Source organism: Mammaliicoccus sp. Q-M61, from assembly GCF_022386055.1.
In the GTDB taxonomy this organism is placed as follows: Bacteria; Bacillota; Bacilli; order Staphylococcales; family Staphylococcaceae; genus Mammaliicoccus; species Mammaliicoccus sciuri_A.
In genome coordinates this window covers 1-25125 of the sequence record NZ_JAJNJL010000017.1, presented here as the reverse complement: position 1 = coordinate 25125, position 25125 = coordinate 1, and the positions used below count along the sequence as shown (strand labels likewise).

Here is a 25125-nt window from a genome sequence, read left to right as displayed (position 1 = left end):
TCTTGTTTCTGTTTCTTGAGCGTTAGAATTTCTAACGATCTTGTTTTGCACTCTTGATCGTTAGCGCCTCGGTTTCTCTCATTTTTTGAAAATTTCTACCGGCTAACGATCTTGTTTGTGATTCTTGAGCGTTAGAATTTCTAACGATCTTGTTTTACAGTCTTGATCGTTAGCGCCCCCATCAAAATACAAAAAGCCGATTGTGCCCCTGCACAAGCGGCTTCAATACTTTCCTATATGATAATATTATCTATTAATCTTGCTTGGCTAAACTTAACAGCTAGTGAAATAAAGATTTGTCCCTCTATTGTATGTTGTTCTTCTAATTCTGGATAACTGTAAATTGCAACTTCTACTATATCTCCGCTCACGTTACTTTCTAAATATTGCGTGATAGCTTGTATTAAGACGTCGCTATTTCTCTCGCCTTCGTCATATTTCTTCTTAGCTAATGTTAAACTTTTAGATAAATGTACGGCTTCTTTTCTTTCTTCTTCTGTTAAATAGATATTTCTTGAACTTTTTGCTAGTCCGTCTGCTTCTCGCACGATATCTATTGGTACGATTTGAACTGAGTGGTTAAAGTCTTCTACCATTTTCTCTATTATAGCGAGTTGTTGTGCGTCTTTTCTACCAAAGTATGCGCGTGTTGGTTGAATAATATTAAACAGCTTATTAACAACTGTTACAACGCCATCAAAGTGACCTGGTCTTTTCTTACCTTCTAGCACTTGTGCTAAACGACCTACTGTAATCGTCATCTCTAGTTCTCCTGGATACATTTCTTCAACTGTTGGATGAAATACATAATCTACACCAATTTGTTTAAGCTTCTCTAAATCAGATTCAAATGGTCTTGGGTAATCATCAAAGTCTTCATTAGGTCCGAATTGTAATGGATTTACAAAAATACTCACTGCAGTAATGTCATTTTCTTCTATTGATTGTTTCATCATTTTTAAATGACCATCGTGTAATGCACCCATCGTTGGTACGAGTCCTATTGTTTTACCTTGAGATATAAATTGAGATACGATTGAATTCATATCTTTAATACGTTCTACTACTTGCGTCACTACTCTGTCTCCCCCATCACTTTCTTCTTATATGTGTGTGCTTCTGAAGGGAATGCACCACTTTTAACTTCTTCATGATATGCTTTTAGTGCATCTACACCATTTGAAAAATCACCATATTGTTTCACAAACTTAGCAATATGTTCTGAACCGTAATTTAATAAATCATGATATACAAGTACTTGACCATCTGTACCATTTCCAGCGCCAATACCGATAACTGGAATTGTCAGTTGTTCCGTGATCACTTCTGCTAAATCACTTGGAATCGCTTCTAATACGAGCATAACTGCACCTGCTTGTTCCACTGCTTTCGCATCTTCTATCAATTGTTCAGCTTCTCTTTTTGAGCTTGCTTGTAATTTATAACCTGTAATGCCGACACTTTGAGGTGTTAAACCTAAATGAGATACGACTGGCACACCAATTTGAGTACAACCTTGGATCAATGTCGTATGCACACCTTCGATTTTCACAGCGTTTGCTTTAGTATCTTTATACAATTGAATTGCATTTTTCATATCCGTTGTATGATCAATACCGACTGCTCCAAAAGGTACATCAACGATTACGTAACTTTCTGGTGCACCTCTTCTAACAGCTTTCGCATGATGTATCATATCTTCCATTGTCACTTCGACTGTACTATCGTAGCCCAACAAAACCATTCCTAAAGAATCGCCTACTAAAATAGTGTCTATTCCTGCTGCTTCTGCTTGTTTAGCACTTGGATAATCGTATGCTGTAATCATGGATATTTTTTCTTTTTGTTCTTTCATGGACAACAATTGTTTAATGGTTTTCATCCCGTACCACCTTCTTATATTTGTTATTATGTATATATTAACATTGAAAGGAAAATAATAAATGAAAAAGTTTGGAATAATCGGTCCTGGCGCTGTGGGTACAGCCATTACATTTGCATTAACGCAATCAAACCTTGATGTTACGCTATTTGGAAGATCAAACACAACAGTCTATTTCCAAGAATACAATCAAGATGTGCAACATTCATTTCCCATTCAATCTTTAGAAGATGCACATGAAAAAGTAGATATCTTATTTATTGCTGTTAAAGCAACGCAACTTGACACAATCATCCCGTATCTTCATCATATCCTACATGCTAATAGCGTTATTATTTTAACTCAAAATGGCTATGGACAGTTAGAGAAAATTGATCACCCGCACAAATTTCATGCAGTCGTTTATATAAGTGGCCAAAAAGAAGACAACGTCGTCACGCACTTTAGAGATTGGACTTTAAGATTACCTGTTCACGCACAAACATTAGACATTAAAAGTTTAACTGAAAATAGTTTACTTAATATTGAATGTCTCGAAGATTATGATCAACATGTTTGGTATAAATTAATCGTCAATTTAGGTATTAACACGGTAACTGCTCTAACAAGACAACCAGCTCGTGTACTTAAACATGATCAAATACATGCACTTTGTTACAACTTATTAGTTGAAGGTAATCGTGTCGCTAAAGCTGAAGGTATATATTTTGATGATGATTTTGAAGAGAGCATAATGAAAATTTATGAAGGCTACCCTGATGACATGGGTACAAGTATGTATTACGACATGATAAGTGAAAGACCTTTAGAGACAGCGTTTATACAAGGTTATATCTACAAAATTAGCCAAAAACACAATTTAAAAACACCTTATATAGATAGTACTTATGCAGTTTTAAGTACTTATTAATGCATCCATATTAAATGCCCCTATACCACGGGAATAATGGTATAGGGGCATTTTTTATACGTTTAACTTTCGAGTAAATAAAGTGACGATTGATAGCATAAATGCTATCATATAAATATGAAAAGCATAATATTTGAATACGACAATATAGTAAGTTTTCAAGAATATCTCAACAGCATACCTGTTAAAGATTCAGTTAAACTACTTCAGATTATATCTTTAATTGAAGAATATGGAATTCAACAAGCTCAAAAAATGGAATGGACAAAGAAACTAGAAAAGAATCTTTATGAAATACGTTCGAAAAGAGGTAGTAACATTCAACGAGTTATATATTTTAGAGTAGTTGATAACAGATATGTAATAACTCACGGTTTCACTAAGAAACAACAAAAAACACCTAAAAAAGAGATTGAAAAAGGTAAAAGAATTAGAAGAAATTATTTAGATTAAGGATGTGAAAAAAATGAGTCAAACAGACAAACTGATTGCTAAAAGTATAAGCGATAATCCTCATTTAGCTCATGAACATAAAATGGCAAGAAAAAAATTAAGAGCTGCAATGTTGGTTGTTAACTTAAGGGAGGAAAAAGGCTGGTCCCAAAGAGAGTTAGCTAATAAACTTAACAAACCTCAATCTACTATAGCCAGAATTGAAAACGGAGATGTTAACCCTTCTTTCGGTTTAATGGATGAAATCGCTCATTTAGCTGATAAAGAATTAACTTTGACTAAATTATAGAATACTTAATATTCTTTTTGGCTTTGACAAATTAATAGTACACATTAATTTATAGCCCCTATACCACGGGAATAATAGTATAGGGGCATTTTTTATACGTTTAACTTCCTATTTAATATATCTTCCATCATCAACCAACCTTTTTGATCTGTATTATCTGGGTCATATGGTTCGAAACCATAATTTAAATACATATTAATTGCTGAATAACTTGTTGTTTGTGTCGTTAAATATACTTCTTTATGACCAAGCTCTATTATTTTGTTAAGTGCTGCACTCAATAATGGCTTTGATAATTTCTTACCTTGATATTCCGGTTTAATGGCTACGAAATGTATTCTACCTAGATGTGAGTCTGTTAATGGTAATTGCCCGAACCATGCTGTCGTCGTTCCTATTACGTCTCCTGAATTATTCTCAATAAATAAGCATCTATATTTCATTTCTTCTATATGAGAGCCAAATTCTTTATGAAACCTTTGCAATGCTTCGTCTATATTTGAAAATTCTCCTGCAGCAGTTTCAACTTCTGCCCAAAGACGTTCGTCCCCTTCTTTAAACAATCTAATTGAGTAACCTTCTGGTAATTCATATTCAGGTATGTTGTCTAAATGATTTCTAATCATCTTAAGCTTAATTCTTTCCATAATAATACACCTCTATTTCTATAAAGTTACTGTAAACGTTTCAAATTACAACTTGTCATATGCCTATTATCTTTTTAATCTGACTGTCATAAAAGAAATTTTATTTTTATTCTCCTGTAACCTATGATATCAAAAATGGTGTTAGAGTGTATGAAGTAATAAAGATACAAAATTTATAAATGCTTTAAATAGCACATGGAGGATATTTTTTTATGAAGAAATTATTATTTGCAACAACAGCTGCAGCAGGCATTATTGCTTCTGGATTTGGCGCTCAAGCAGATGCAAGTGAATATACAAACTACTCTAATCAAAATACAAACTATAACTATACAACTACACAAGTCGCTCAACCGACTCAATCAACTCAAACTACAGAATCAACTGATTCATCTAATACAAGTGAAGTATATAAAGAGTTTATCGCTGCTGGCGGTACAAAAGCATTATGGGATAACATCGTAATGCCTGAATCTAGCGGTAACCCAAATGCCGTAAATGAACTTGGCTACAGAGGTCTTGGTCAAACTAAAGAATCTTGGGGTACAGGTAGTGTTACTGAACAAACTAAAGGCATGATCAAGTATGCTAAAGAACGTTATGGTTCAATCGAAGCTGCAATTGCTTTCCGTCAAGCTAATAACTGGTGGTAAGATATAAATAAACAAACATCTGCTATGTGGATTTCCACATAGCAGTTTTTTTATACACAAAATCTTTGACAAAACCCGATATACATATTATACTCAACTTGTATCTAAATTAAATACAAGAAAGAGGTTATGTAAAATGAAAATAGGTGTTATAGCAGCAAACGGTAAAGCAGGTAAATTAATTACAGAAGAAGCAATTAACAGAGGATTAGATGTAACAGCCATCGTTCGTAACGAAAATAAAACAGTGGCAACACAATCTATTATTAAAGATATATTTGATTTAACAACTGAAGACTTAACACAATTCGATGTTGTTGTAGATGCTTTCGGTGAAATTAGAGAAGACAAACTTCATTTACACCAAGACTCTATTCAACATTTAAGTGATATTTTATCAAACACAAACACACGATTAATTATTATCGGAGGCGCTGGTAGTTTATACGTTGATGATCAATTAGAAAATCAACTTTTCGATACACCTGATTTTCCAGAAGTATTTAAACCACTTGCAAAATCTCAAGGTAAAGCTCTTGTAGACCTTCGTAAAAGAGATGACGTACGCTGGACATTTATAAGTCCTGCAGCAGAATTTATAGCTGATGGAGAAAGAACTGGAGAATACATTTTAGCTGGGGAAGTCTTCACTTTAAACGATAAAGGTGAAAGTAAAATAAGCTATGCTGATTACGCCATTGCATTAGTAGATGAAGCAACTGAAGGTAACCATATCCAAGAAAGAATTTCAGTATTATCAAAATAATACGCATTTACTATCGCAATTCTCATCTCTCAAAGTTATAATAAATAAGGAATCTAAGAGGTGAAAAGCGTGAATACACAAATATCAGTAGCAATTCATATATTATCATTACTATCTGTAAACAAAGAACCTATATCTAGTAAATTTATAGCAGGTAGCATTAATAGTAACCCTACACTTGTAAGAAAAATATGTAAATATTTAAAAAATGGTAACTTAATCGAGAGCCAACAAGGTAAATCAGGCTATCGACTGGCTCAATCAGCAGACCAAATCTTATTAGGCGACGTTTATAAACTTATTCAAGATGAAGAGCATTTCGCTAAAATTCATCAAGACACAAATCCAGATTGTATCGTCGGACAAAATATACAGTCTGCATTAGATGATGTATACACACAAGTAGATCAACAAATTATTGATACACTCAATCAAACATCCATATTAGATTTAACATCTAAAATGACCGAAACCGTACAGTAATTTTAATTATATAGAAAAAGCTGGAGACATCTTTAACAACAGATGTCTCCAGCTTTATTTTTGTTTAAATGAGAAACTGAGCGCACGATATCTACGAGTCTTCGTGCGTTACACCCCTATTTTGTACCCTAGCGCACGATATCTACGAGTCTTCGTGCGTTACACCCCTATTTTGTACCTTAGCGCACGATATCTCTCAGTCTTCGTGCGATACACTCCTATTTTGTACCCTAGCGCACGATATCTCTCAGTCTTCGTGCGATACACCCTTATTTTGTGCTCTAGCGCACGATATCTACGAGTCTTCGTGCGTTACACTCCTATTTTGTACCTTTGCGCACGATATCTAATTAAAAAACACTAAATATATAAGAATATGTACTAGATTATTTAGTCCATGCGCTATAATGGCTACTTCTAATCGATTAGTCTTTAAATAAAGTGCGCCAAATAATAATCCTATTCCAAAGTAAATGATAAACTCACCTATACTTGATGGTCCATGTGACAATCCAAATAGTACGCTAGATACGATATATCCTATTAGTAGATGTCCTTTAAACATCCCTTTTAACATGAAACCTCGAAATATAAGCTCTTCAAATATTGGTCCTAGTATCACAAATATAATAATAGATATGTATAGAGGTAAAGTATTTAAATCTTTATATACTTCCATTTGATTTTGTGGTTGTCCTATAATTGCCGATACAGTCCAATACATGATAAGTGCTATACCTAATGTACTCAATGTATATTTGATATCTGCTTTCTTTAAAGCTTCAAATTTAATAAGTTGTAATTGGAATCGATGCATTAAATAAAGTAACAGGATAAATAACACACACCCTATTAATACAATGAACAAATTGCTAGCTAACGCAATCGATGTATATGTACCCATGCATATAATAATGAGTAAACACGACTTTAAGATTACATACTTCGTTTGATCTTGAAAAATTGGTTCACTATCTTCAAACATTTGTTTCATACTCATTTATTTATCCTCATTTCAATAAATTAACAATTTATTTTTTATAAATAAATGTATTTCGTCCATTATAACAGGAAATCTTATGTTATTGTAACTTCTCATTATACGGCTTATTTCCAGATTTTTTACATAAAATACTGACATGACAATATGAAATATCGTATATTATATATGTATAATTATATTTTGTAGGTGATTTAAAAGTGAACTATTTTATTGTAAATAATATCAATAATAAAATAACTGGCATTGAAAAATCAGTTATAAATAGACTAAAATTATTTAATTCATACAACTTGTCAGCAAAAATTATTACATTATCTTGGAATCCTAATTTACATAAGAATGCTCATATATTCGGAGTAAATAAACAAGTCTTTTCAATGTTTGATTATTTTCAAGAATCTATAAACATTCATATGAATACAGTTAAAGACTGGATTGAATATTGGCAACATGATTTGAACTATGAAATTAAATATATTCCTAATACAAACGATGTAAGAGTATTTCGCAATGGTAAGAGATTTATATATGCTAGTTTCCGCGACTCCGACTACAAATTATTAAATTTTGTGAATCATATAGATACAAAAGATAAAAAATGTAAAAGAGATTATTACGATTCTAGAGGTTTCTTAAGTCGTATTAGATATATGTGTGCTAAAGAAAAGCCGGTCTATGATGCTTATTTAACACCAAATGGACAAGTAAAGTTAGAAATATATTTCGATCAAAATCAAGAAAAAGAAATCATTTCTAGAATCATGCTTTATGATTTTCATTCTAAAGATTATATATTTGATAACAAAAATGAACTGGTCGCATTTTTCTATGAACATTTATATAAAGACGGTGACTTATTCTTTAGTGATAAGACTGCTATTACTTCTCCACCATTCTTACTTACAGATTCGAAAATACCCGTTATATCTGTATTACATAGTACACATGTTAAGGACAACAATGATATCGAAGGTTCAGACATTAAAAATATTTATGGTAGTGTATTCAATCATTTAGAGCGATTTTCTGGTATTTTAGTATCTACTCTTCAACAAAAGAAAGATGTAGAGAAGCGTATTCAATCAAAAATACCTGTTTATAATATTCCAGTTGGATATGCTCAACCAATAGAGCCGAATTATTCACCTACTGTGCCTGACGGGCCAATTAAATTAATGTCGATCGCACGATATTCACCTGAGAAACAACTCGAGCATCAAATTCGACTCGTCGATAAATTGAAAGAAGATTTTGAGCAAATTGAACTTCATTTATTTGGATTTGGTAGTGAATTAAATAAATTAAAAGAATTGGTTGATTCATTAAGTTTAGAAGAACATGTTAAATTCCGTGGATTCATCCCTAATATTACGAAAGAAATGCACAAATTCCATGTAAGTATGATAACAAGTAATATGGAGGGATTTGCATTAGCATTGTTGGAATCATTATCAAATGGGCTACCTGCAATCAGTTATGACATCCCTTATGGACCAAGTGAATTGATTGTTAACGGTAAAAACGGTTATCTTGTTCCTAGAAATGATGAGGACAACCTTTATGAAACCGTGAAGTCTTACTTAAGTAATCCTGAACTGCAAAAAACATTCCGAGACAACTGTATGACTGAATCACAAAAATACGCACAAAGTGAAATTATTAAGAAATGGCTTCATTTATTAGGTGAAGTAAAATCATAAATTCAAACAATAACCCCCAATTCATCATTCTGAATTGGGGGTTCTTATTTATGTTATTTCATAGGTACTATTAAATAAAATGTTGTACCGACATCCTCTTTACTTTCTACCTTTAACTGTCCGTCCATTTGTTCGGCCAGATTTTTCGCAATATATAAACCTAAACCTGACCCACCCGTATCTTTGTTTCTAGACGCTTCAACGCGATAAGTGCGATCAAATATACGGTGTAAATGTTGCTCTGCGATACCTGGACCATCATCAGAAACGGCAATGCATATATTACTGTCTTCTTTCGTAACTTTAATTTCAACTCTTGTTCCAAGTTGTGTATATTTAAATGCATTATCTAAAATATTCATGAGTATACGTTCTAATGGTACTTTGTATTGTTTGAAGTAAGTGATATCTTCACATAAATTAACATCTATCGTGCGATTTTCACTCGAGATTTGTTGTTCATAAGATTGTAAAAGTGTCACAAAAAGTTTATCTAAATAGATCGTTTCTAATGGATAACTCTGTTTATGATCCCGATTAATTTCCATTACACTAGTCAATTCATCAAACATCATTGAAATTCTTTGAGATTGTTTAATTAACACACTGTAAGCTTTCTGTTGTTCATCTGATTGACTGATAATACCTTCTTTTAAACCTTCTGCATAGGACGTAATACTTGATAATGGTGTCTTTAAATCATGTGTTAAATTTTGTACCATTTCACTTTTTTCTTGTTGTTCATATTGAACTTGTTGTATTTGCGCTTCAATATTTCGAGCCATAGTATTAAAGGCCTCACTTAATTCTTTCATTTCTTTCGGACTATCTATTTTTATGGCCGTTTCACTATATTGTCCATCTGCTATTAATTTTGTTTGTTTATTCAACAATCTAATACGTTTAACTAATGGCGTAATAAACAACATACAAATGACTGTCGTTAAACAACTTGAAATAATCGCACTAATCGTCAAAAGTAATGTTGTATGTGCATTAAACCACATCCATTTATATGCAATTGCTAGAATAATTGTCGTTAATACAATGCTACTGATAAATGCAGTGATAACTTGTGTTCGAATTGTTAGCATTTATTTCGCCCTTTCAAATTTATAACCTAATCCCCAAACGGTTTTAATAACATATTCATCATATTGATGTTGTTCTAACTTTTCTCTTATACGACGTATATGTACATTTACTGTGTTGGCATCTTCGTAATAGTCGTATCCCCATACTTTTTCGAGTAGTTCTGATTTAGAAATGACCATTTTCTCGTGGTCTGCTAAATACCAAAGTACATCAAATTCTTTTACTCTTAATGATACTTCTTGATCATTTACTTTAATGATTTTTTCTTGTTTACATAATTGTAAAGAACCAAATGTTAAGTAATCTTGTTTAAAATATTTTTGAGTACGATTTAATAAGTTATGCGCTCTTAACACGAGTTCACGAGGACTGAATGGTTTCTTTATATAATCGTCTGCACCTAACGTCAATGCATAGAGCGTATCGTGTTCTTGCGTCTTAGCAGTTAAATAGATAAAAGGAATGTCTAGTTCCCGCGCTTTCATCTCTTTAACGACATCATAACCGTTTTTTTCGGGCATCATAATATCTAATATCATTAAATCAATTGCGTCATTCAACTGATGGATGGCTTGTTGTCCATCCGAAGCTGTCACAACTTGATGCCCTTCATATTCAAAGTAAGTCTTACAAATATCTAGAATATCTTGTTCGTCATCTACAATTAAAATATGCGCCATAATCTCTATCCCGCTTCCTTCTTCATAAACTTCTTAACGATAGCAGCTGCTGATAATTTACGTAAACTTCTGATATTTAATGCAATCAATATAAAGCCTACAAGCTGAAGTGGATACGTAAAAATCATATCTGCTAAAATGTAATTTATCATTATAAATATACCAAAAAGTGCTGCATAATACTCCAGAAATCCTAGAATTAAAGCTAATCCTAAAAATATTTCACCTAAAGGAATGACCCATTCCCATAAAGTCGTATATGGTGCAATAATATGCTCAAAAAACCACTTGTACCACATAGGAGAGTCTTGATTCTGTGCGATTACTTGCGTTAATCCTTGTAAACTAAACCCTCCTGTTAATTTTTCATATCCTTGCATATAGATTAAATAACCACTATAAACGCGAATGATTAAACATATGAATGTATATATCTTTGTCATGACATGCTTTCTCCTTTTATAAAGTTTAAGGGAAACTCAGAATTACTGAATTCCCCCTTAGTGAAACGTATTTATTTTAATTTAGCACTACCGAATACAACATGTGCTTTATCACAATAAATTGTCACTTCATTATATTTAGATGTGTCCATGTCTTTTAAATCAAATGTTTGTTCCATCTTATCGTAATCTACTTTATCAATTTTCATACCTTTTTTAATATCGCCATCTTTAGTTAAGTAAACATGTAAGTCAGGTCCTTTTGATGATTTGAAATCAGTTAACATTAATTTATTATCTTTAATCGTTGCCTTACCTTCTACTTTTTCACCATTCATAGATTCAAACATTCCAGACATCATCATGTCTTTCATGTCACTGTCTTTCATGTTTTCTTTACTCATGTCTTTATCTTTCATTTCAGTTTTCGTATCCATCTTATCGTCTTTTTGCATATCATTATTACCACATGCACCTAATAATATAGTTGTTGTTAATGCAAATGCTCCAAATGTTGTTTTAGTTAAGTTCATTTAACACATCTCCTCTTTAGTTGATATGTTAAGTTTATGCCCTATGACATCAATAAACCATTAACTGTTTATTAACTACTATGAACTCATTATTAATTCTCGATTTTAATGACGCTTTGTGTTTCAGAACGACTCATGAATACTTTTTTCGTCATATTGATAAATAATCCAGTCTCTACAACGCCTATGATAGATATTAAATCTTGATTTAATTGTTCTGGATGATGAATCTCTCCAAACTCACAATCTAATATGTAATGATCATTGTCTGTCACATATACATTTGAATCTTTCATTCGTAATGTCGCTTGGCAACCTAAACTTTCTATTGCACGTGCTGTGATTTCCCATCCAAAAGGCACAACTTCTACTGGTAGCTTAAACTTACCTAACGTCTTAACGTATTTCGTTTCATCTACAATCACAATAAAATTATCCGTGGCATTCGCAACAATTTTTTCACGTAGTAACGCACCACCGCCACCTTTAATCAATTGAAGATTTTCGTCCACTTCATCAGCACCATCTATAACTAAATCTAAATGGCTCACTTCTGAAAAATCAGTAAGCGGAATATGATGAATACGTGCTAATTCAGCAGTATCTTCAGATGTTGGCACACCTTTAATTTGAAGACCATTTTTAACACGTTCACCTAACTTCTCAATTGCATAACGCATAGTTGAACCTGTACCAATTCCTATCGTCATACCATCTTGTATATCATTAACCGCTTCATAAGCAACTTCTCTCTTTAGCTCATCTTGATTCACGTTGTACACCTCATTCGATTTTTTCAATTATTGTTTCAAGTTTAACACACCTAAAATATTTGTTCAGAGTACAAAAAAGCTGAGGCAACTTCATGCCTCAGCTAATCAAAACTATATATATAAAATTATGGATTATTTAGTTTGAGAAGTTTCTTGATCAGTTCTTGGTAATGGGTAGAAACCTGCTACAAACTGTTTCCATAATGGGTCTGGTAAATCATGTTTATCTGCTCTTTCAGGATCGAATACAGAAACGATTTCGTCTTCTTTTCCTTGTTCGATTTTTGATACGAATTGGTAATCAAGTAACAATTCTCTACCAAGTGCAATAAGTGGTGCACCTGTTTCAATTGCTGATAATGCATCGTCAGCAGTAAAGATTGAACCAATTCCTATTAATGGCACACGACCATTTATCCATTCTAATAATAATTTAATACGTTCTTCACCTTTATATTGTCCTTCTCTTGTTGTTGAATGAATATCCATTAATGATACATGTAAGTAATCAAGTGGTTTTTCAGATAAAGTCTTAACAAGTTGTTCTGTTAATTCCATAGAAATACCTGGAGATTCTACTTCTTCAGGAGAGAAGCGATAGCCTACGATAAAGTCAGGTGTTGCATGTTCACGTACAACTTTAAGTACAGCATCAACAACTGCTAAAGGATATTTAATATGTTCACCCCACTCATCATCTCTTCTGTTGTAATAAGGTGAGAAGAATTGATGAATTAAATAATGGTTTGCACCATGAATTTCAACACCATCAAAGCCAGCATCGATTGCTATTTTAGTAGCGTTCGCGAAAGATTCAATAGTATGTTCAATTTCTTCTACAGTTAATGCTCTCGCAACATGTGTTTCTTGTTGTCCGAAGCCTTTCACTTCAACTTCACTAGGAGCAGCCGCTTCACCAGTTGGCGTTAATCCAGGTAATGCCATCGCACCACCATGATGGATTTGAATTAAAGCTTTCGCACCATTTTTCTTCATAACTTCAGCTTGTTTCTTAAGACCAGCAAGATCCGCTTCTTTAGATACAGATGGTTGTCCAGGAAAAGCTTGGCCAAGCGGTTCAACATAACTCGCAGCAGTAATAGAAATACCTACATCTTGAGAACGTTTTTCTATATATGGAATTTCAATATCAGAAATCGTACCATCTTCATTTGATGAAATATGTGTTAATGGCGCAAGTACAAATCTATTCTTAACTTCCACACCATTCGGTAATTTTAAAGATTTAAATAAAGGTTCATATTTTTTGTTCATTTTCAATAACTCCTCCTTATGAAATAACACTATACCACCATCAGAAAATAACATGCCAATTTAATGCTTATAGAAATGGTATGAAATAGATTTTTTGGTTAACTCGTGAGTTTATTGAGCCTTTAACTCACATGTTTGGTAATCTTGTGAGTTTACTTCCTCTTTAACTCACATCTTCAGCTATCTTGTGTGTTTACTTCATATTTAACTCACATCTTCAATAATCTCGTGAGTTTACCCCAACTTTAACTCACATCTTCAGCAATCTTGTGAGTTTATTCCAACTTTAACTCACATCTTCAGCAATCTTGTGAGTTTATTCCAACATTAACTCACATCTTCAGCAATCTCGTGAGTTTACTGCCTCTTTAACTCACATCTTCGGCATTCACATATACCTATTACCTCCCAGCACACGAAAAAACTGAACTTAAATTTATAAGTTCAGTTTTTCCTATTATATCCTAAGCCTTTTTCTATTTTTCTTCGGATAGTTTTTTATTTGTACGTTGTTGTAATAATACGGCTACTGCTCCAATGATAACAATGATTGCAATAACGCCTGCGATTCCTAAGAATTTCGCGATATAACCGACAACAATTCCGACTGCTAAGAAGTCTGTGTCTGAGAATGTTGTTGATGCTGCACCTAAATCACCCATGAATGGTAGTAGTAATAATGGTAAGAATGTTACTAAGATACCATTTAATGCTGAACCTGCGATTGCACCTTTAATACCACCTCTTGCATTACCGAACACACCTGCTGTTGCGCCTAAGAAGAAGTGTGGGACAACGCCTGGTAATATAACGACACCACCAATTAAGAACATAATAAACATACCGATGACACCTGTAATGAAACTTACAAAGAATCCAATTAATACTGCATTTTGTGCATAAGGAAATACGATAGGACAGTCTAATGCTGGTTTCGTATTAGGTACAAGCTTTTCAGAAATACCTTTAAATGCTGGTACAATTTCAGCTAAAATCAGTCTAACACCTGTTAAAATGATAAACACACCTGCAGCAAATGTCACACCTTGAATAACAGAGAAGACAATAAAGTTAGTGCCATCACTTAATTCAGAATGAACGAAACTTGGACCTGCAAATAAAGCTGCTATAATATATAGAACGATCATTGTTAGTGAGATACTGATTGTACTTTCTCTTAAGAAACTGAGTCCTTTAGGGAAGTTAATATCTTCTGTTGATTTTGATTTCCCAGAAAATAATTTACCGACTTCTCCTGCTGCCCAATAACTAACTGTTCCAAAGTGACCAATTGCCACTTGATCAGACCCCGTAATTTTCTTCATTGTAGACTGACCAAGTGCAGGTAATACAGCCATAATCAATCCTAAAATAATAGATCCCATAACAACTGTCATCGTACCTGTAATGTTACCAACAGTTAGAAGAATCGCTAGAAACGCTGCCATGTAAAATGTATGATGCCCTGTTAAGAAAATGTATTTCAAGTTCGTAAATCTTGCTATAAATATGTTCACAAGCATACCGAACATCATAATTAATGCTGCTGTTGTACCATAATCTTTCAGCGCAATTGATATAATGGCTTCGTTATTTGGCACGACTCCTTGAACACCAAATGCTTCTTGAAACATTTTTCCAAAAGGTTCTAGAGAATTTGTTACAACACCTGCCCCAGCACTTAAGACTAGGAATCCGAGTATCGTTTTAATTGTGCCTGACGTAATGTCTGCTGCTGATTTCTTCTGTACAATTAACCCGATTAACGCGATAAGTGCTACGAGTATAGCTGGTTGACTAAATACATCTACAAAAAATCCTAAAATTGAATTCATGTTGGTGTCTCCCCTTTGCTTATAATATGTTCAATCCTTTTAATTTTTCTTCTAGTTTGTTTTGTAATTCTTCTTTGTCTAAAATGTTATCTAACACAACTACTTCACCTAAACGTTGTGCATTCTCTTCTAAGTCTCTTCCACAAATAAATATATCTGCCATATCTGGACTAGCCGTCATAATATCACTGTGCTCTACTTCAATATCTGATGGAGCTTGTAAATTCTTCAAAGCTTCTTGAGCATTCATTTCTACCATGAAACTACTTCCTAAACCGTGTCCGCATACTACTAAAATTTTCATATTAATCATTCTCCTTAAATATATTGATAATTTCTGATTTACTGTCTGCGTCAATCAATGATTGAACTGTTTCTTTGTCGCTTAAAATAGTTGCTAATTTCCTTAAAATTTCAAGATGTGCTTCGTTATCAATTGCACTTAAAACAAATATTAACGATGCATAATGGCTATTATCCGAGAAATTAATATGTTCATTTAATTTAAGTAAGCTCAACCCTACTTTATGAACATCATCATTCGGTCTTGCATGTGCAATCGCAATCTCTGGCGCAATAACAATGTATGGTCCCATATCATGCACACTTTGAATCATCGAATTGATATAAGCTTGATTAAAATAACCCACTTCCAATAACGGCTGAGCTGCAATTTGAATACTCTCTTCCCAATTGGATACTTTTTCTTTAATTTGAATGTGTTCTTCTTTTATAATCAAGGTCAAATTTAGACACTCTCCTCACTTTGGATTGCTTTTTTTATGAGTTGTCGTATTACTGCTTTGTCGCCTTTCATTAATTCTGCCCTTGCGTCTTCATCCATAATGATTTGACTCAACTGACCAAGTGCATTCAAATGTATTTGTGGTTGGCTCGTCGCAAGTGTAATCACAACTTTTACAGGATCAAATCGATCATGACCGAAGTCTATGCCATCTTCGAAATGTGTAATAGACATGCTAACCGGTACATTTACATTTTCAAAATTCGAATGAAGTAAAGCAATATTCGGACCAATGACCATATACGGTCCAAATTTATCTAAATGCTTCATAATATCGGTACTATATTGAGGATTTACATGCTTTGAATTCACCAACATTGCAACACTCTTTTGGATGGCTTCATTTCTACTACCAGCTTTCACATGTGTTTCGATATGTTCTTCCGGAATGACATCTTCTAAACTCGGACCGACCGTTTTGAAACTGGATATATATCGTTCTCTATAATCATTAATCATTTCATTGATCTTGTTTCTATCATCTTTATTCAAGAATGGTGACACTTCTATCGTTGGTACTGAAAAACCTTCTACTGGAACGGTCGAAAGTATATAATCTACACCGTGAGATTTAAGAAAGCTTTCTGAAATGTCATATATTGAAAAGGCATCTAATATTTCTAACTCTGGGTAAATATTTTTTATTCGGCTTTTTAACAATTGTGATGTTCCAACGCCAGAACCACATAATAAGATGACTTTAATATGTGTCGTTTCCTCGTTAGACATGCGTTCTATTGAAGAAGCAATATGGAGTGCTAAATATGCAATTTCATCTTCGTTAAATTTAACGTGATAGGCTTCTTCAAATATCCAAACTTGTTGTTTAATCGCTAACACAACTTCATAATACTCTCTTAATATCTCTTGCTTTAGAGGATTCTCATGTTGCATATTAAATGACATGCGATGAATTGCCGGTTGTAAATGTGTGACAAGGCCAGTGATTAATTTATGATCATGCATAAGCGGAACACCTATTTGAGCACTGATTTTTTGAATAAATAATTTCGATAGTTCCGTTATATTCTGTTGTGATTGTTCTTGATGATACTTGTTTACACGTGCACCTAATAAATGCAAAGTTATAAATGCCGCTTCACTTTTAGGAAATACGATATCAAATAACTTTTCTAACTCGGCAGTTATTTGAATGGCAATTTGAAATGCCTCTGTCTTACGCAGCCGTTCATACTCTTCATCAGGGATTTCAAATACAAATTCTGCTTTGGCACGATGAATTGCAATAATAATGTGATATATTAAACCATCAATACCAACTTGAACTAATTGAAAGTCTTGATTATTAATGGTCGTAATCACAGCTCGTCGTATTTTTTCAAGTTCTTCTTTCGAGAATACTTCAATACCAATTTGTGCAGTAGATTTCTTAAAGTATTCATTCACCACATGCGCATACGCTTCTCTGAGTTGCTTTTCATTACCTTCAATTACAAAACCTTTATTCTTTTTATATTCCAGCATAAGCCCATATGTTTCTAACCAAGCTTGAACACTTTTCAAATCATCTACAACTGTTCGTCGTGATACATTTAACAAATCTGCTAAACTTTGAGAACTGATTGGATGTGTAGATTCAAATAATCTTAGAATAATTTGTTCTTTTCTTTCATTCTTGGAATAATGAATATCTAACTCAACATCGGATGATGCCATGTAGTTTTCTTTATGTGATAATTTGACGCCTAAACTTTTATTTCTTTCAACATCAATATTCAATTTCTCTTTAAACGATTCGATATACTCTAAATCATATTGAATCGTACGTTCACTTACTTGAAATAAAGATGCTAATTCAGAAATCGTGACGAAGTTGTTCTCAGATGATAAATAAGACAATATATTTCTCTGTCGTTTACTCAGCAATCAAATAACCTCCCTGTATTTATTGTAAGCGTTTACTGGTTGTTATAGATGTGTAATCTACTTCGTTATATAATCCGAAACATTTCACATCAATGCAACTGATTGCATTATTTCATAAAAAATCCACATAATCTGATTGTGGTCAGATTATGCGGATATTCATTAAATCAGCTATTTAGTTGTACATACAATTTTATAAGTGCGCGCCGTTTGTTGAGATAACCTCTTTATACCATTCGAATGAATCTTTTTTAGATCTATTGCCTGTACCGTTGCCGTCATCATCTTTATCGACATATATAAATCCGTAACGTTTACTCATCTCACTTGTAGACATAGATACTAAATCAATAGGTCCCCATGCTAAGTAACCTATTAAATCTACACCGTCTTGTACGGCTTTTTTCATTTCTTGTATATGTTTTTGTAAATAATCTATTCTATAAGTATCGTGAATGCTTCCGTCTTCTTCTACGACGTCTTTCGCACCTAATCCATTTTCTACGATAAATAATGGTTTATGATATCTATCCCAGAATTCATTTAGCACGATACGGAGTCCTATTGGATCTATTTGCCAACCCCAATCTGATGCTTCCAAGTATGGATTTTTCAAGCTATTCATCAAGTTGCCTTCTGTTACTTCTCCTTCTTCACTGTTTGCGGATAGTAACGACATATAATAACTAAATGAAATATAATCTACTGTATATGCTTTAAGTGTTTCTAAGTCACCATCTTCAATCTTTAATGAAAAATTATTTTCTTTTAAAAATTGTTTATAGTAGTTTGGATATTCTCCTAACGCATGAACATCTGTATATAGTAGATTCATTTGATCTTCTTGCATAGCTTTTAATACATCTTCTGGATTACATGTATATGGATAATGTTTCATTCTCGCTAACATACAACCAATTTGTGCGTCTGCATCAATTTCTCTTAGTGCTTTTGTTGCTAAACTAGATGCTAATAATTGATGATGTAGCGCTTGATAAGATGCTTCAGTCGGATTCTCTAACTTATCTGAAATGATACCGCCACCTGTGAATGGTGAAATATTAATGATATTGATTTCGTTAAATGTCATCCAATATTTCACTAAACCTTTATATCGATTAAACACAGTCTTAGCATAATGTTCAAAATGTCCAACAACTGCGCGATCTACCCATCCATTATATCGTTCTGTTAAACCATATGGCGTTTCATAGTGACTCAAAGTGACAACAGGTTCGATATTATATGATTTTAATGTTTTAAACACTTTCTCATAAAATGCTAATCCCGCTTCATTTGGTTCTGCTTCATATCCTTTAGGGAAAATTCTAGACCAATGAATAGATAATCTAAATGCTTTAAATCCCATTTCAGCTAATAATTTAATATCTTCTTCATAACGATGATAAAAATCAATACCTTCTCTTTTAGGGAATCGACCGGTATGTTCACCACTCAACACTTTCTGAATATGTTCAGTTGTCACTTCCATATGATTATCTTTCGTTCTTTGATCTTTCGGAATATATTCTACAAAGTCCGCGCTTGATAAACCTTTACCATCTTCATCAAATGCACCTTCTATTTGATTGGCTGCCGTTGCGCCACCCCATAAAAAGCCATCTTTAAATCCTGTGTTCGTCTCCATATTCTTCACTCCTTTGATAGTTAATATTTAATAACTTAAGTCTTCACCATTTGTTTGAATCACTTTTTGATACCAATAGAATGAATCTTTAGGCGTACGGTCTAAAGTACCGTTACCTCGATTATCACGATCAACATAGATAAAGCCATAACGCTTCTTCATTTCTCCGCTTCCTGCCGAAACAAGATCAATACAACCCCAAGACGTATAGCCTAATAACTCAACACCATCTTTAACGGCTTCAATCATTTGATCTAAATGTTCACTTAAATATTTAATTCGATATTCATCATGAATCTTACCGTCTTCAGTTACTTCATCTTTCGCACCAAGTCCATTTTCTACAATAAATAATGGTTTTTGGTAGCGATCATAAATTTGATTCATTGTAACGCGTAAACCTACTGGGTCAATTTGCCAACCCCAATCAGAAGCTTCTAAGTAAGGATTCTTTAATGATGCAAATGCGTTACCGGCACCTTTTTGTTTATTAACTTCTTCATCGCCACTTTCTAATCTGCTTGAATAGTACGAGAATGAAATAAAATCGACAGTATGTGCTTTTAATATTTCTGCATCGCCTTGTTCTTGTTGAATCTCTACACCTAATTCTTCAAACATGCGTTTACTATAACTTGGATATTCGCCTCTTGATTGCACATCAATAAAGATATATTGTTCTCTATTTTTCTGAAGTGCTGCTAACATATCTTGAGGATGACAAGTATTTGGATAAACTTCTCCGGCAGCTAACATACAACCAATTTGGAAATCTGGATTAATTTCTTTACCGACTTTAGTAGCAAGACTTGAACCAACTAATAAATGATGTGCAGCTTGATATTTAATTTGTTCAGCATTAGCTTCATCTTCAATAATGAGCCCACCACCAATATAAGGTATGTGTAAAATCATGTTGATCTCGTTGTGTGTTAACCAATATTTCACTTTATCTTTGTAACGTTCAAATACAACTCGACTGTAGTTCACAAAGAAATCAATCGTTTTTCTGTTATACCAGCCACCGTATTCTTGAGCTAAATAAAGTGGTGTATCAAAATGATTTAATGTTACTAAAGGTTCAATGTCATAAGCTTTTAAAGTATCGAACACTTTATCATAAAAAGCTAAGCCTTGTTCATTTGGTTCAGCTTCGTCACCTTTCGGGAAAATTCTTGGCCATGAAATAGACATTCTCAACACTTTATAGCCCATTTCTGCAAATAGTTTAATATCTTCTTCATAACGATGATAAAAATCAATCGATTCATGACTTGGGTAGTAATCAAATGTTTCTTTTAAACCTTTAGCTGGATTGAATAATGGAATTTGTCTTTCTTCTCCTGCTGGTAGAACATCCACTAAACTTAATCCTTTACCATCAACATCATATGCACCTTCACATTGATTGGCTGCTACTGCGCCACCCCATAAGAAATCTTTACTTAAACTCATTTAAAATCCTCCTCTATAAAATAACCGTCAATATATGTTTACCTGTTTCAATCGTTTTATGATCTTCAAGAACGACATCTTTTGCTAAATTTGAATTTGTGACAACAACCGGAATAACTGTATCGTATCCTTCTTGCTTAATTGCTTCTCTATCGAATTCAATTAAAGGTTGTCCGATTTCAACTGTTTCTCCTTGTGATACAAGCGGCTTGAAATACTTTCCTTCTAATTTAACTGTATCAATACCAATATGAATCAATACTTCAGCACCGTTGTCTGATTTTAATCCAATTGCATGACCAGTCGGGAATAAACTTTCGACAACACCATTAAATGGTGCCACAACAACATTGCTATCGGGTTCAATCGCAATACCTTTACCCATTGCTAAAGATGAAAAGACTGGATCTTGAATCGTTGTTAAATCTACAACATTACCTGATACTGGTGATTCTACTAATACATCATTTACGACTGCTTCTTGTGCTGTTTCTCCAGCGTCAGTACCTTTTTCAATTGTTGCTTCTTTCTTATCACTATGCGTTAAATAACCGACAATTAAACCAAGCACTAATGCTGCACCTGTTGCGATTAATGACATCCAGAATGCCATATCTAATCCTGCTTTGCCGATAAAAATTGTATATCCGAAAATACCAAGTCCGCCCATAAAGAACATTTTCGTACCTGCCCAACCGATCATAGCGCCAGTTATCCCCGCTATAATACAGCTATAAATAAATGGTTTCTTTCTAGGTAAAGTAATACCGTAAATAGCTGGCTCTGTTACGCCAAAGATACCTGACACGAATGCAGGAATACTTAAAGATTTAAGTTGCTTATTCTTAGTTCTAAAGAATATACCTAACACAATACCTGTTTGAGCAAATGAAGCTGCAAAAGTTAAAGGTATAATAATGTCGTATCCTGATGTTGAAATATTATTAATGGCAATGGCTACTAGCCCCCAATGTAAACCGAAAATAACAAGGACTTGCCAGAATGCGCCAACCAATAATCCTGCAAATAATGGACTAAAGTTATATAAACCTATTGCACCTGCACCAATTAAATTGGCTGCCCATGTAGAGATTGGTCCAATAATTAAGAATGTTAATGGCACAATAATGATTAATGTAAAGAATGGTACTAAGAACGTCTTCACGACATCTGGTATAACTTTCTTCAAGAATTTCTCTAATTTAGATGCAAAGAATACTGAGAACACAATTGGAATAACACTTTGTGTATATGTCATTGATATGACTGGTATGCCTAAAAATGTTAAAGCACTTTCTGATTCAAAGAATGTCCCACTAAAGAGCATCGTTGCATTTTCATTCCCTAACGCCATCGCACTTACGAGTGTAGGATAAACGAGTGCTGCACCTAATGCCATACCAATAAACTGATTAGAACCAAATTTTTTCGCTGCTGTTAAACCTAAGAATATTGGGAAGAAGTAGAATAATGCATCACCAATTGCATGCATGATTTGATATGTTCCCGACTTTTCAGTAAGCCAACCAACTGCTAAAAATAGTGCTGCGAAACCTTTAATCATCCCCGCTGCAGCTAACACGCCTAAAATTGGTTGGAATATACCTGAAATCAAATCAATAAAGCGATTAAATAGTGATCCGTTGCTTGATGAACTACCACTAGAAGCACCATCACTCATATTTGCTTCTTTACGAACTGCATCATATACATCTGGAACATGATTACCAATTACAACTTGATATTGGCCGCCCGATTCCATGACCGTCACAATACCTTCTTTATTCTTTAAATATTCTGTATCAGCTTTTCCAGTATCTTTCAGCTGAAATCTTAATCTTGTAATACAATGCGTTAAAGAATTGATATTTTCTTTACCACCGACTTTCTCTACGATATCTTTTGCTAACGCTTCATACTTCATTTAAATCCCTCCATTTTCATAGAAAAAAACCCAGAATAATACATACGAATCCCGATGTTCGTTATGCATTACTCTGGGTTTTGCCTACTTAAAGTTACAATCCCAAACAGCAAATTCACTTGCCGTTTAAAGTAATTGTTTATTAATTTAAATTTATTATAACGCTTACATTTTATTTGTCAACGCTTTCATGAAGATTTTAATAATCGAGCAATATGTAGAATAAGATAAACCCTTTCGTCATTAGATAAATCGTGATTATAATTTCTTTTTAGAAAATCACCAATTTTATCGACACAACGGTTGGATTCACTATATTTTCTCTGTAAAGATGCCAATAAAGATATATCCATCACTTCTTCTAAACTTTCAGAATTAATTAATCTCTGACTGAAAAATTTTAAATGTGTAATAAAACGCGCGTAACTTAATTCTTCTTCAGAGATATCTAAATTAAAGTGATATCTCACTAGGTTCACAATACTCTGAGTGATTTTTGTAATTTCATAAACGTTTGAGATAGACTCGTTCATATTCGCATTGACGATATGCATCGCGATAAAACCAGCTTCGTCTTTAGGCATATCAAGATTAAAATGTTTAGCCACCCTATCAATACCGAACAAACCAAGTCTATATTCATCTGGATATAATCGCTTAATTTCATAAAGCAACGGATTATTAATAACTGTACCTTCTTTATGACGTTTGATTGCATAATTTATATGATCCGTTAACGCTATATAAATAGATTCAGACAATGGTTCTTTATAAAGTTTATTCGCTTCAACAATAATTTCCTGAGAAATGAGTAACACATCATCATCTAATTCATTAATTAAAGTAAGCATTCTCTCTTGTTCGTCACTCGTCATTCTAAAAATCTTATCAATTTTATCTTTCTCAATAGCCTGGCCATTCTTCTTCCCAAAAGCAATACCAGCCCCCATAACAATGCGTTCTTCCCCATTAATCTTAGAAATCACAACATTATTATTTAAGATTTTCGTAATCTTCACGACATTCACCCTTCCAATAAATGTACTGACTTTTCAATTAATTATCATTATAGCAAGAATTAAAAATAATGAAATAATTTATATAGTTGTTTTAATTCAATTCTTATATTTTTGGTGAGTCTTTGCTTGGGGATTATATAAGGTGATATGGTGGCGTTGTGAACACTTTCGACCAAACTTGTTCGTAACGGGGGTGTTAGTTACAAAAGTCAGCCGAAGTGTTACTATAGGCAGCCTTAATTACAAAACTCCACTGAACTGTTACTATGGGCAGCCTTAATTACAAAACTCAGCTGAACTGTTACTAAGAACTTCCTTAGTTACAAAAGTCGACTGAAGTGTTACTAACACACCCACTATTTGCACTTCTCAACAAACTTGCTAATAAATCTTATTTAAAAGGAATTCCTTCATAAAAAAAGCCAACAAAATCAAAACTATGACTTTGTTGGCATGTACGAGACTATTATTTATATCTCTTTTAAAATTTCTTTATTTACTGTTTTTAGTTTTTCTTCTACCAAATAATAATAATGAACCTAATCCTGCTATAAGTGATCCAAATAATGCATATTGTGTATTATCTAATTCACCTGTATTTGGTAATTCATTTTTATTTTCTTGCTTTTTACTTTGTTCTTTTGATTGTTCAGTAGCCATTTTTTCTTTATTTTTTTCTTGTTTTGTTGATTCAACTTTATCTTTGTTTGCTACTGTCATAACTGAATTCTGTTGATCTTTATTTGTCATGACTTGATCTTCTGTAGACATAGTTGTTGGTTGCATACTATTATTAGCAGCTGGTTCTGATTTGTGATCCATTGTTGGACTTGGTTCTGGCATTGGCTCTGGCATTGGCTCTGGTGTCGGCTCTGGACTTGGCTCCGGAGTCGGTTCTGGTGTTGGCTCTGGTGTTGGCTCTGGACTTGGTTCTGGCATTGGCTCTGGTGTCGGTTCTGGCATTGGC

At 33.4% G+C, this 25125-nt stretch carries 26 protein-coding genes; 7 read left to right on the top strand and 19 right to left on the bottom strand.

The annotated features are described in order from the left end of the window. Positions 1–233 precede the first annotated feature (233 nt). Complete coding sequence (gene panC / locus LQ677_RS14275) at positions 234–1076, bottom strand: pantoate--beta-alanine ligase (protein ID WP_239749080.1); 843 nt, start codon at positions 1074–1076, stop codon at positions 234–236. Then, entirely contained in the window at positions 1076–1882 is an 807-nt protein-coding gene (gene panB, locus LQ677_RS14270; protein ID WP_239749079.1) for a 3-methyl-2-oxobutanoate hydroxymethyltransferase, read from the bottom strand. The genes panC and panB overlap by 1 nt, the downstream gene beginning before the upstream one ends. Before the next feature lie 61 nt (positions 1883–1943). Here panB and LQ677_RS14265 point away from each other — a divergent pair, with 61 nt between their 5' ends. The 3 genes from LQ677_RS14265 (at position 1944) to LQ677_RS14255 (ending at position 3534) form a co-directional block, all read left to right on the top strand. Further along, a complete protein-coding gene (locus LQ677_RS14265) occupies positions 1944–2792 on the top strand; it encodes an oxidoreductase (protein ID WP_239749078.1) in 849 nt (282 codons plus the stop codon). A 117-nt stretch (positions 2793–2909) separates the two neighbouring features. Continuing rightward, positions 2910–3245, top strand: coding sequence for a type II toxin-antitoxin system RelE/ParE family toxin (locus LQ677_RS14260; RefSeq protein ID WP_037590126.1), 336 nt, complete (start codon positions 2910–2912; stop codon positions 3243–3245). A gap of 13 nt (positions 3246–3258) precedes the next feature. Next, positions 3259–3534 (top strand): helix-turn-helix domain-containing protein, encoded by a 276-nt coding sequence (locus LQ677_RS14255; protein WP_037590125.1) that lies wholly within the window; start codon positions 3259–3261, stop codon positions 3532–3534. 92 nt (positions 3535–3626) lie between these two features. Here LQ677_RS14255 and LQ677_RS14250 read toward each other — a convergent pair whose 3' ends face one another. Further along, positions 3627–4181: a GNAT family N-acetyltransferase gene (locus LQ677_RS14250; RefSeq protein ID WP_196308426.1), complete on the bottom strand. Its 555-nt coding sequence runs from the start codon at positions 4179–4181 to the stop codon at positions 3627–3629. A gap of 212 nt (positions 4182–4393) precedes the next feature. On the opposite strand from LQ677_RS14250, the gene LQ677_RS14245 reads away from it, so the two are divergent. From LQ677_RS14245 to LQ677_RS14235, 3 genes are all read left to right on the top strand, one after another. Further along, positions 4394–4834, top strand: coding sequence for an aggregation-promoting factor C-terminal-like domain-containing protein (locus LQ677_RS14245; protein WP_196308425.1), 441 nt, complete (start codon positions 4394–4396; stop codon positions 4832–4834). 136 nt (positions 4835–4970) lie between these two features. Further along, a complete protein-coding gene (locus LQ677_RS14240; protein ID WP_191836544.1) occupies positions 4971–5600 on the top strand; it encodes an NAD(P)-dependent oxidoreductase in 630 nt (209 codons plus the stop codon). Positions 5601–5669: 69 nt separating this feature from the next. Then, the gene (locus tag LQ677_RS14235; protein ID WP_239749077.1) at positions 5670–6083 is read left to right on the top strand and encodes an Rrf2 family transcriptional regulator; all 414 of its coding nucleotides are present in this window, start codon (positions 5670–5672) and stop codon (positions 6081–6083) included. 346 nt (positions 6084–6429) lie between these two features. Here the strand turns inward: LQ677_RS14235 and LQ677_RS14230 are convergent, their stop codons facing one another. Continuing rightward, positions 6430–7083 (bottom strand): CPBP family intramembrane glutamic endopeptidase, encoded by a 654-nt coding sequence (locus LQ677_RS14230; RefSeq protein WP_239749076.1) that lies wholly within the window; start codon positions 7081–7083, stop codon positions 6430–6432. 200 nt (positions 7084–7283) lie between these two features. On the opposite strand from LQ677_RS14230, the gene LQ677_RS14820 reads away from it, so the two are divergent. After that, complete coding sequence (locus LQ677_RS14820) at positions 7284–8786, top strand: glycosyltransferase (protein ID WP_239705846.1); 1503 nt, start codon at positions 7284–7286, stop codon at positions 8784–8786. Between the two features lie 53 nt (positions 8787–8839). Here LQ677_RS14820 and LQ677_RS14220 read toward each other — a convergent pair whose 3' ends face one another. The 15 genes from LQ677_RS14220 to LQ677_RS14150 all read right to left on the bottom strand — a co-directional run. Further along, positions 8840–9880 (bottom strand): sensor histidine kinase, encoded by a 1041-nt coding sequence (locus tag LQ677_RS14220; protein ID WP_159315704.1) that lies wholly within the window; start codon positions 9878–9880, stop codon positions 8840–8842. Beyond that, entirely contained in the window at positions 9881–10561 is a 681-nt protein-coding gene (locus LQ677_RS14215; protein WP_239749075.1) for a response regulator transcription factor, read from the bottom strand. 5 nt (positions 10562–10566) lie between these two features. After that, complete coding sequence (locus tag LQ677_RS14210) at positions 10567–11004, bottom strand: DoxX family protein (RefSeq protein WP_037590117.1); 438 nt, start codon at positions 11002–11004, stop codon at positions 10567–10569. Between the two features lie 71 nt (positions 11005–11075). Continuing rightward, entirely contained in the window at positions 11076–11537 is a 462-nt protein-coding gene (locus LQ677_RS14205) for a DM13 domain-containing protein (protein WP_037590116.1), read from the bottom strand. Between the two features lie 92 nt (positions 11538–11629). Beyond that, the gene (gene rpiA, locus LQ677_RS14200; protein ID WP_206180451.1) at positions 11630–12310 is read right to left on the bottom strand and encodes a ribose-5-phosphate isomerase RpiA; all 681 of its coding nucleotides are present in this window, start codon (positions 12308–12310) and stop codon (positions 11630–11632) included. Positions 12311–12442: 132 nt separating this feature from the next. Next, a complete protein-coding gene (locus tag LQ677_RS14195; RefSeq protein WP_037590114.1) occupies positions 12443–13585 on the bottom strand; it encodes an NADH-dependent flavin oxidoreductase in 1143 nt (380 codons plus the stop codon). Between the two features lie 476 nt (positions 13586–14061). Next, a complete protein-coding gene (locus tag LQ677_RS14190; RefSeq protein ID WP_065380902.1) occupies positions 14062–15420 on the bottom strand; it encodes a PTS ascorbate transporter subunit IIC in 1359 nt (452 codons plus the stop codon). Positions 15421–15439: 19 nt separating this feature from the next. After that, complete coding sequence (locus LQ677_RS14185) at positions 15440–15724, bottom strand: PTS sugar transporter subunit IIB (RefSeq protein WP_025906341.1); 285 nt, start codon at positions 15722–15724, stop codon at positions 15440–15442. A gap of 1 nt (position 15725) precedes the next feature. Then, a complete protein-coding gene (locus tag LQ677_RS14180; RefSeq protein ID WP_239749074.1) occupies positions 15726–16166 on the bottom strand; it encodes a PTS sugar transporter subunit IIA in 441 nt (146 codons plus the stop codon). 2 nt (positions 16167–16168) lie between these two features. After that, complete coding sequence (locus LQ677_RS14175; protein ID WP_239749073.1) at positions 16169–18112, bottom strand: BglG family transcription antiterminator; 1944 nt, start codon at positions 18110–18112, stop codon at positions 16169–16171. A gap of 193 nt (positions 18113–18305) precedes the next feature. After that, positions 18306–19760 (bottom strand): glycoside hydrolase family 1 protein, encoded by a 1455-nt coding sequence (locus tag LQ677_RS14170; RefSeq protein ID WP_239749072.1) that lies wholly within the window; start codon positions 19758–19760, stop codon positions 18306–18308. Between the two features lie 27 nt (positions 19761–19787). Next, a complete protein-coding gene (locus LQ677_RS14165) occupies positions 19788–21215 on the bottom strand; it encodes a 6-phospho-beta-glucosidase (protein ID WP_126476526.1) in 1428 nt (475 codons plus the stop codon). A gap of 13 nt (positions 21216–21228) precedes the next feature. Further along, positions 21229–23139, bottom strand: a complete 1911-nt coding sequence (locus LQ677_RS14160; protein ID WP_204259040.1) for a beta-glucoside-specific PTS transporter subunit IIABC — start codon at positions 23137–23139, stop codon at positions 21229–21231. A gap of 188 nt (positions 23140–23327) precedes the next feature. Then, a complete protein-coding gene (licT, locus tag LQ677_RS14815; protein WP_239749071.1) occupies positions 23328–24158 on the bottom strand; it encodes a BglG family transcription antiterminator LicT in 831 nt (276 codons plus the stop codon). Positions 24159–24650: 492 nt separating this feature from the next. Next, on the bottom strand, positions 24651–25125 hold a 475-nt coding region (locus tag LQ677_RS14150; protein WP_239749070.1), incomplete at its 5' end, for an LPXTG cell wall anchor domain-containing protein.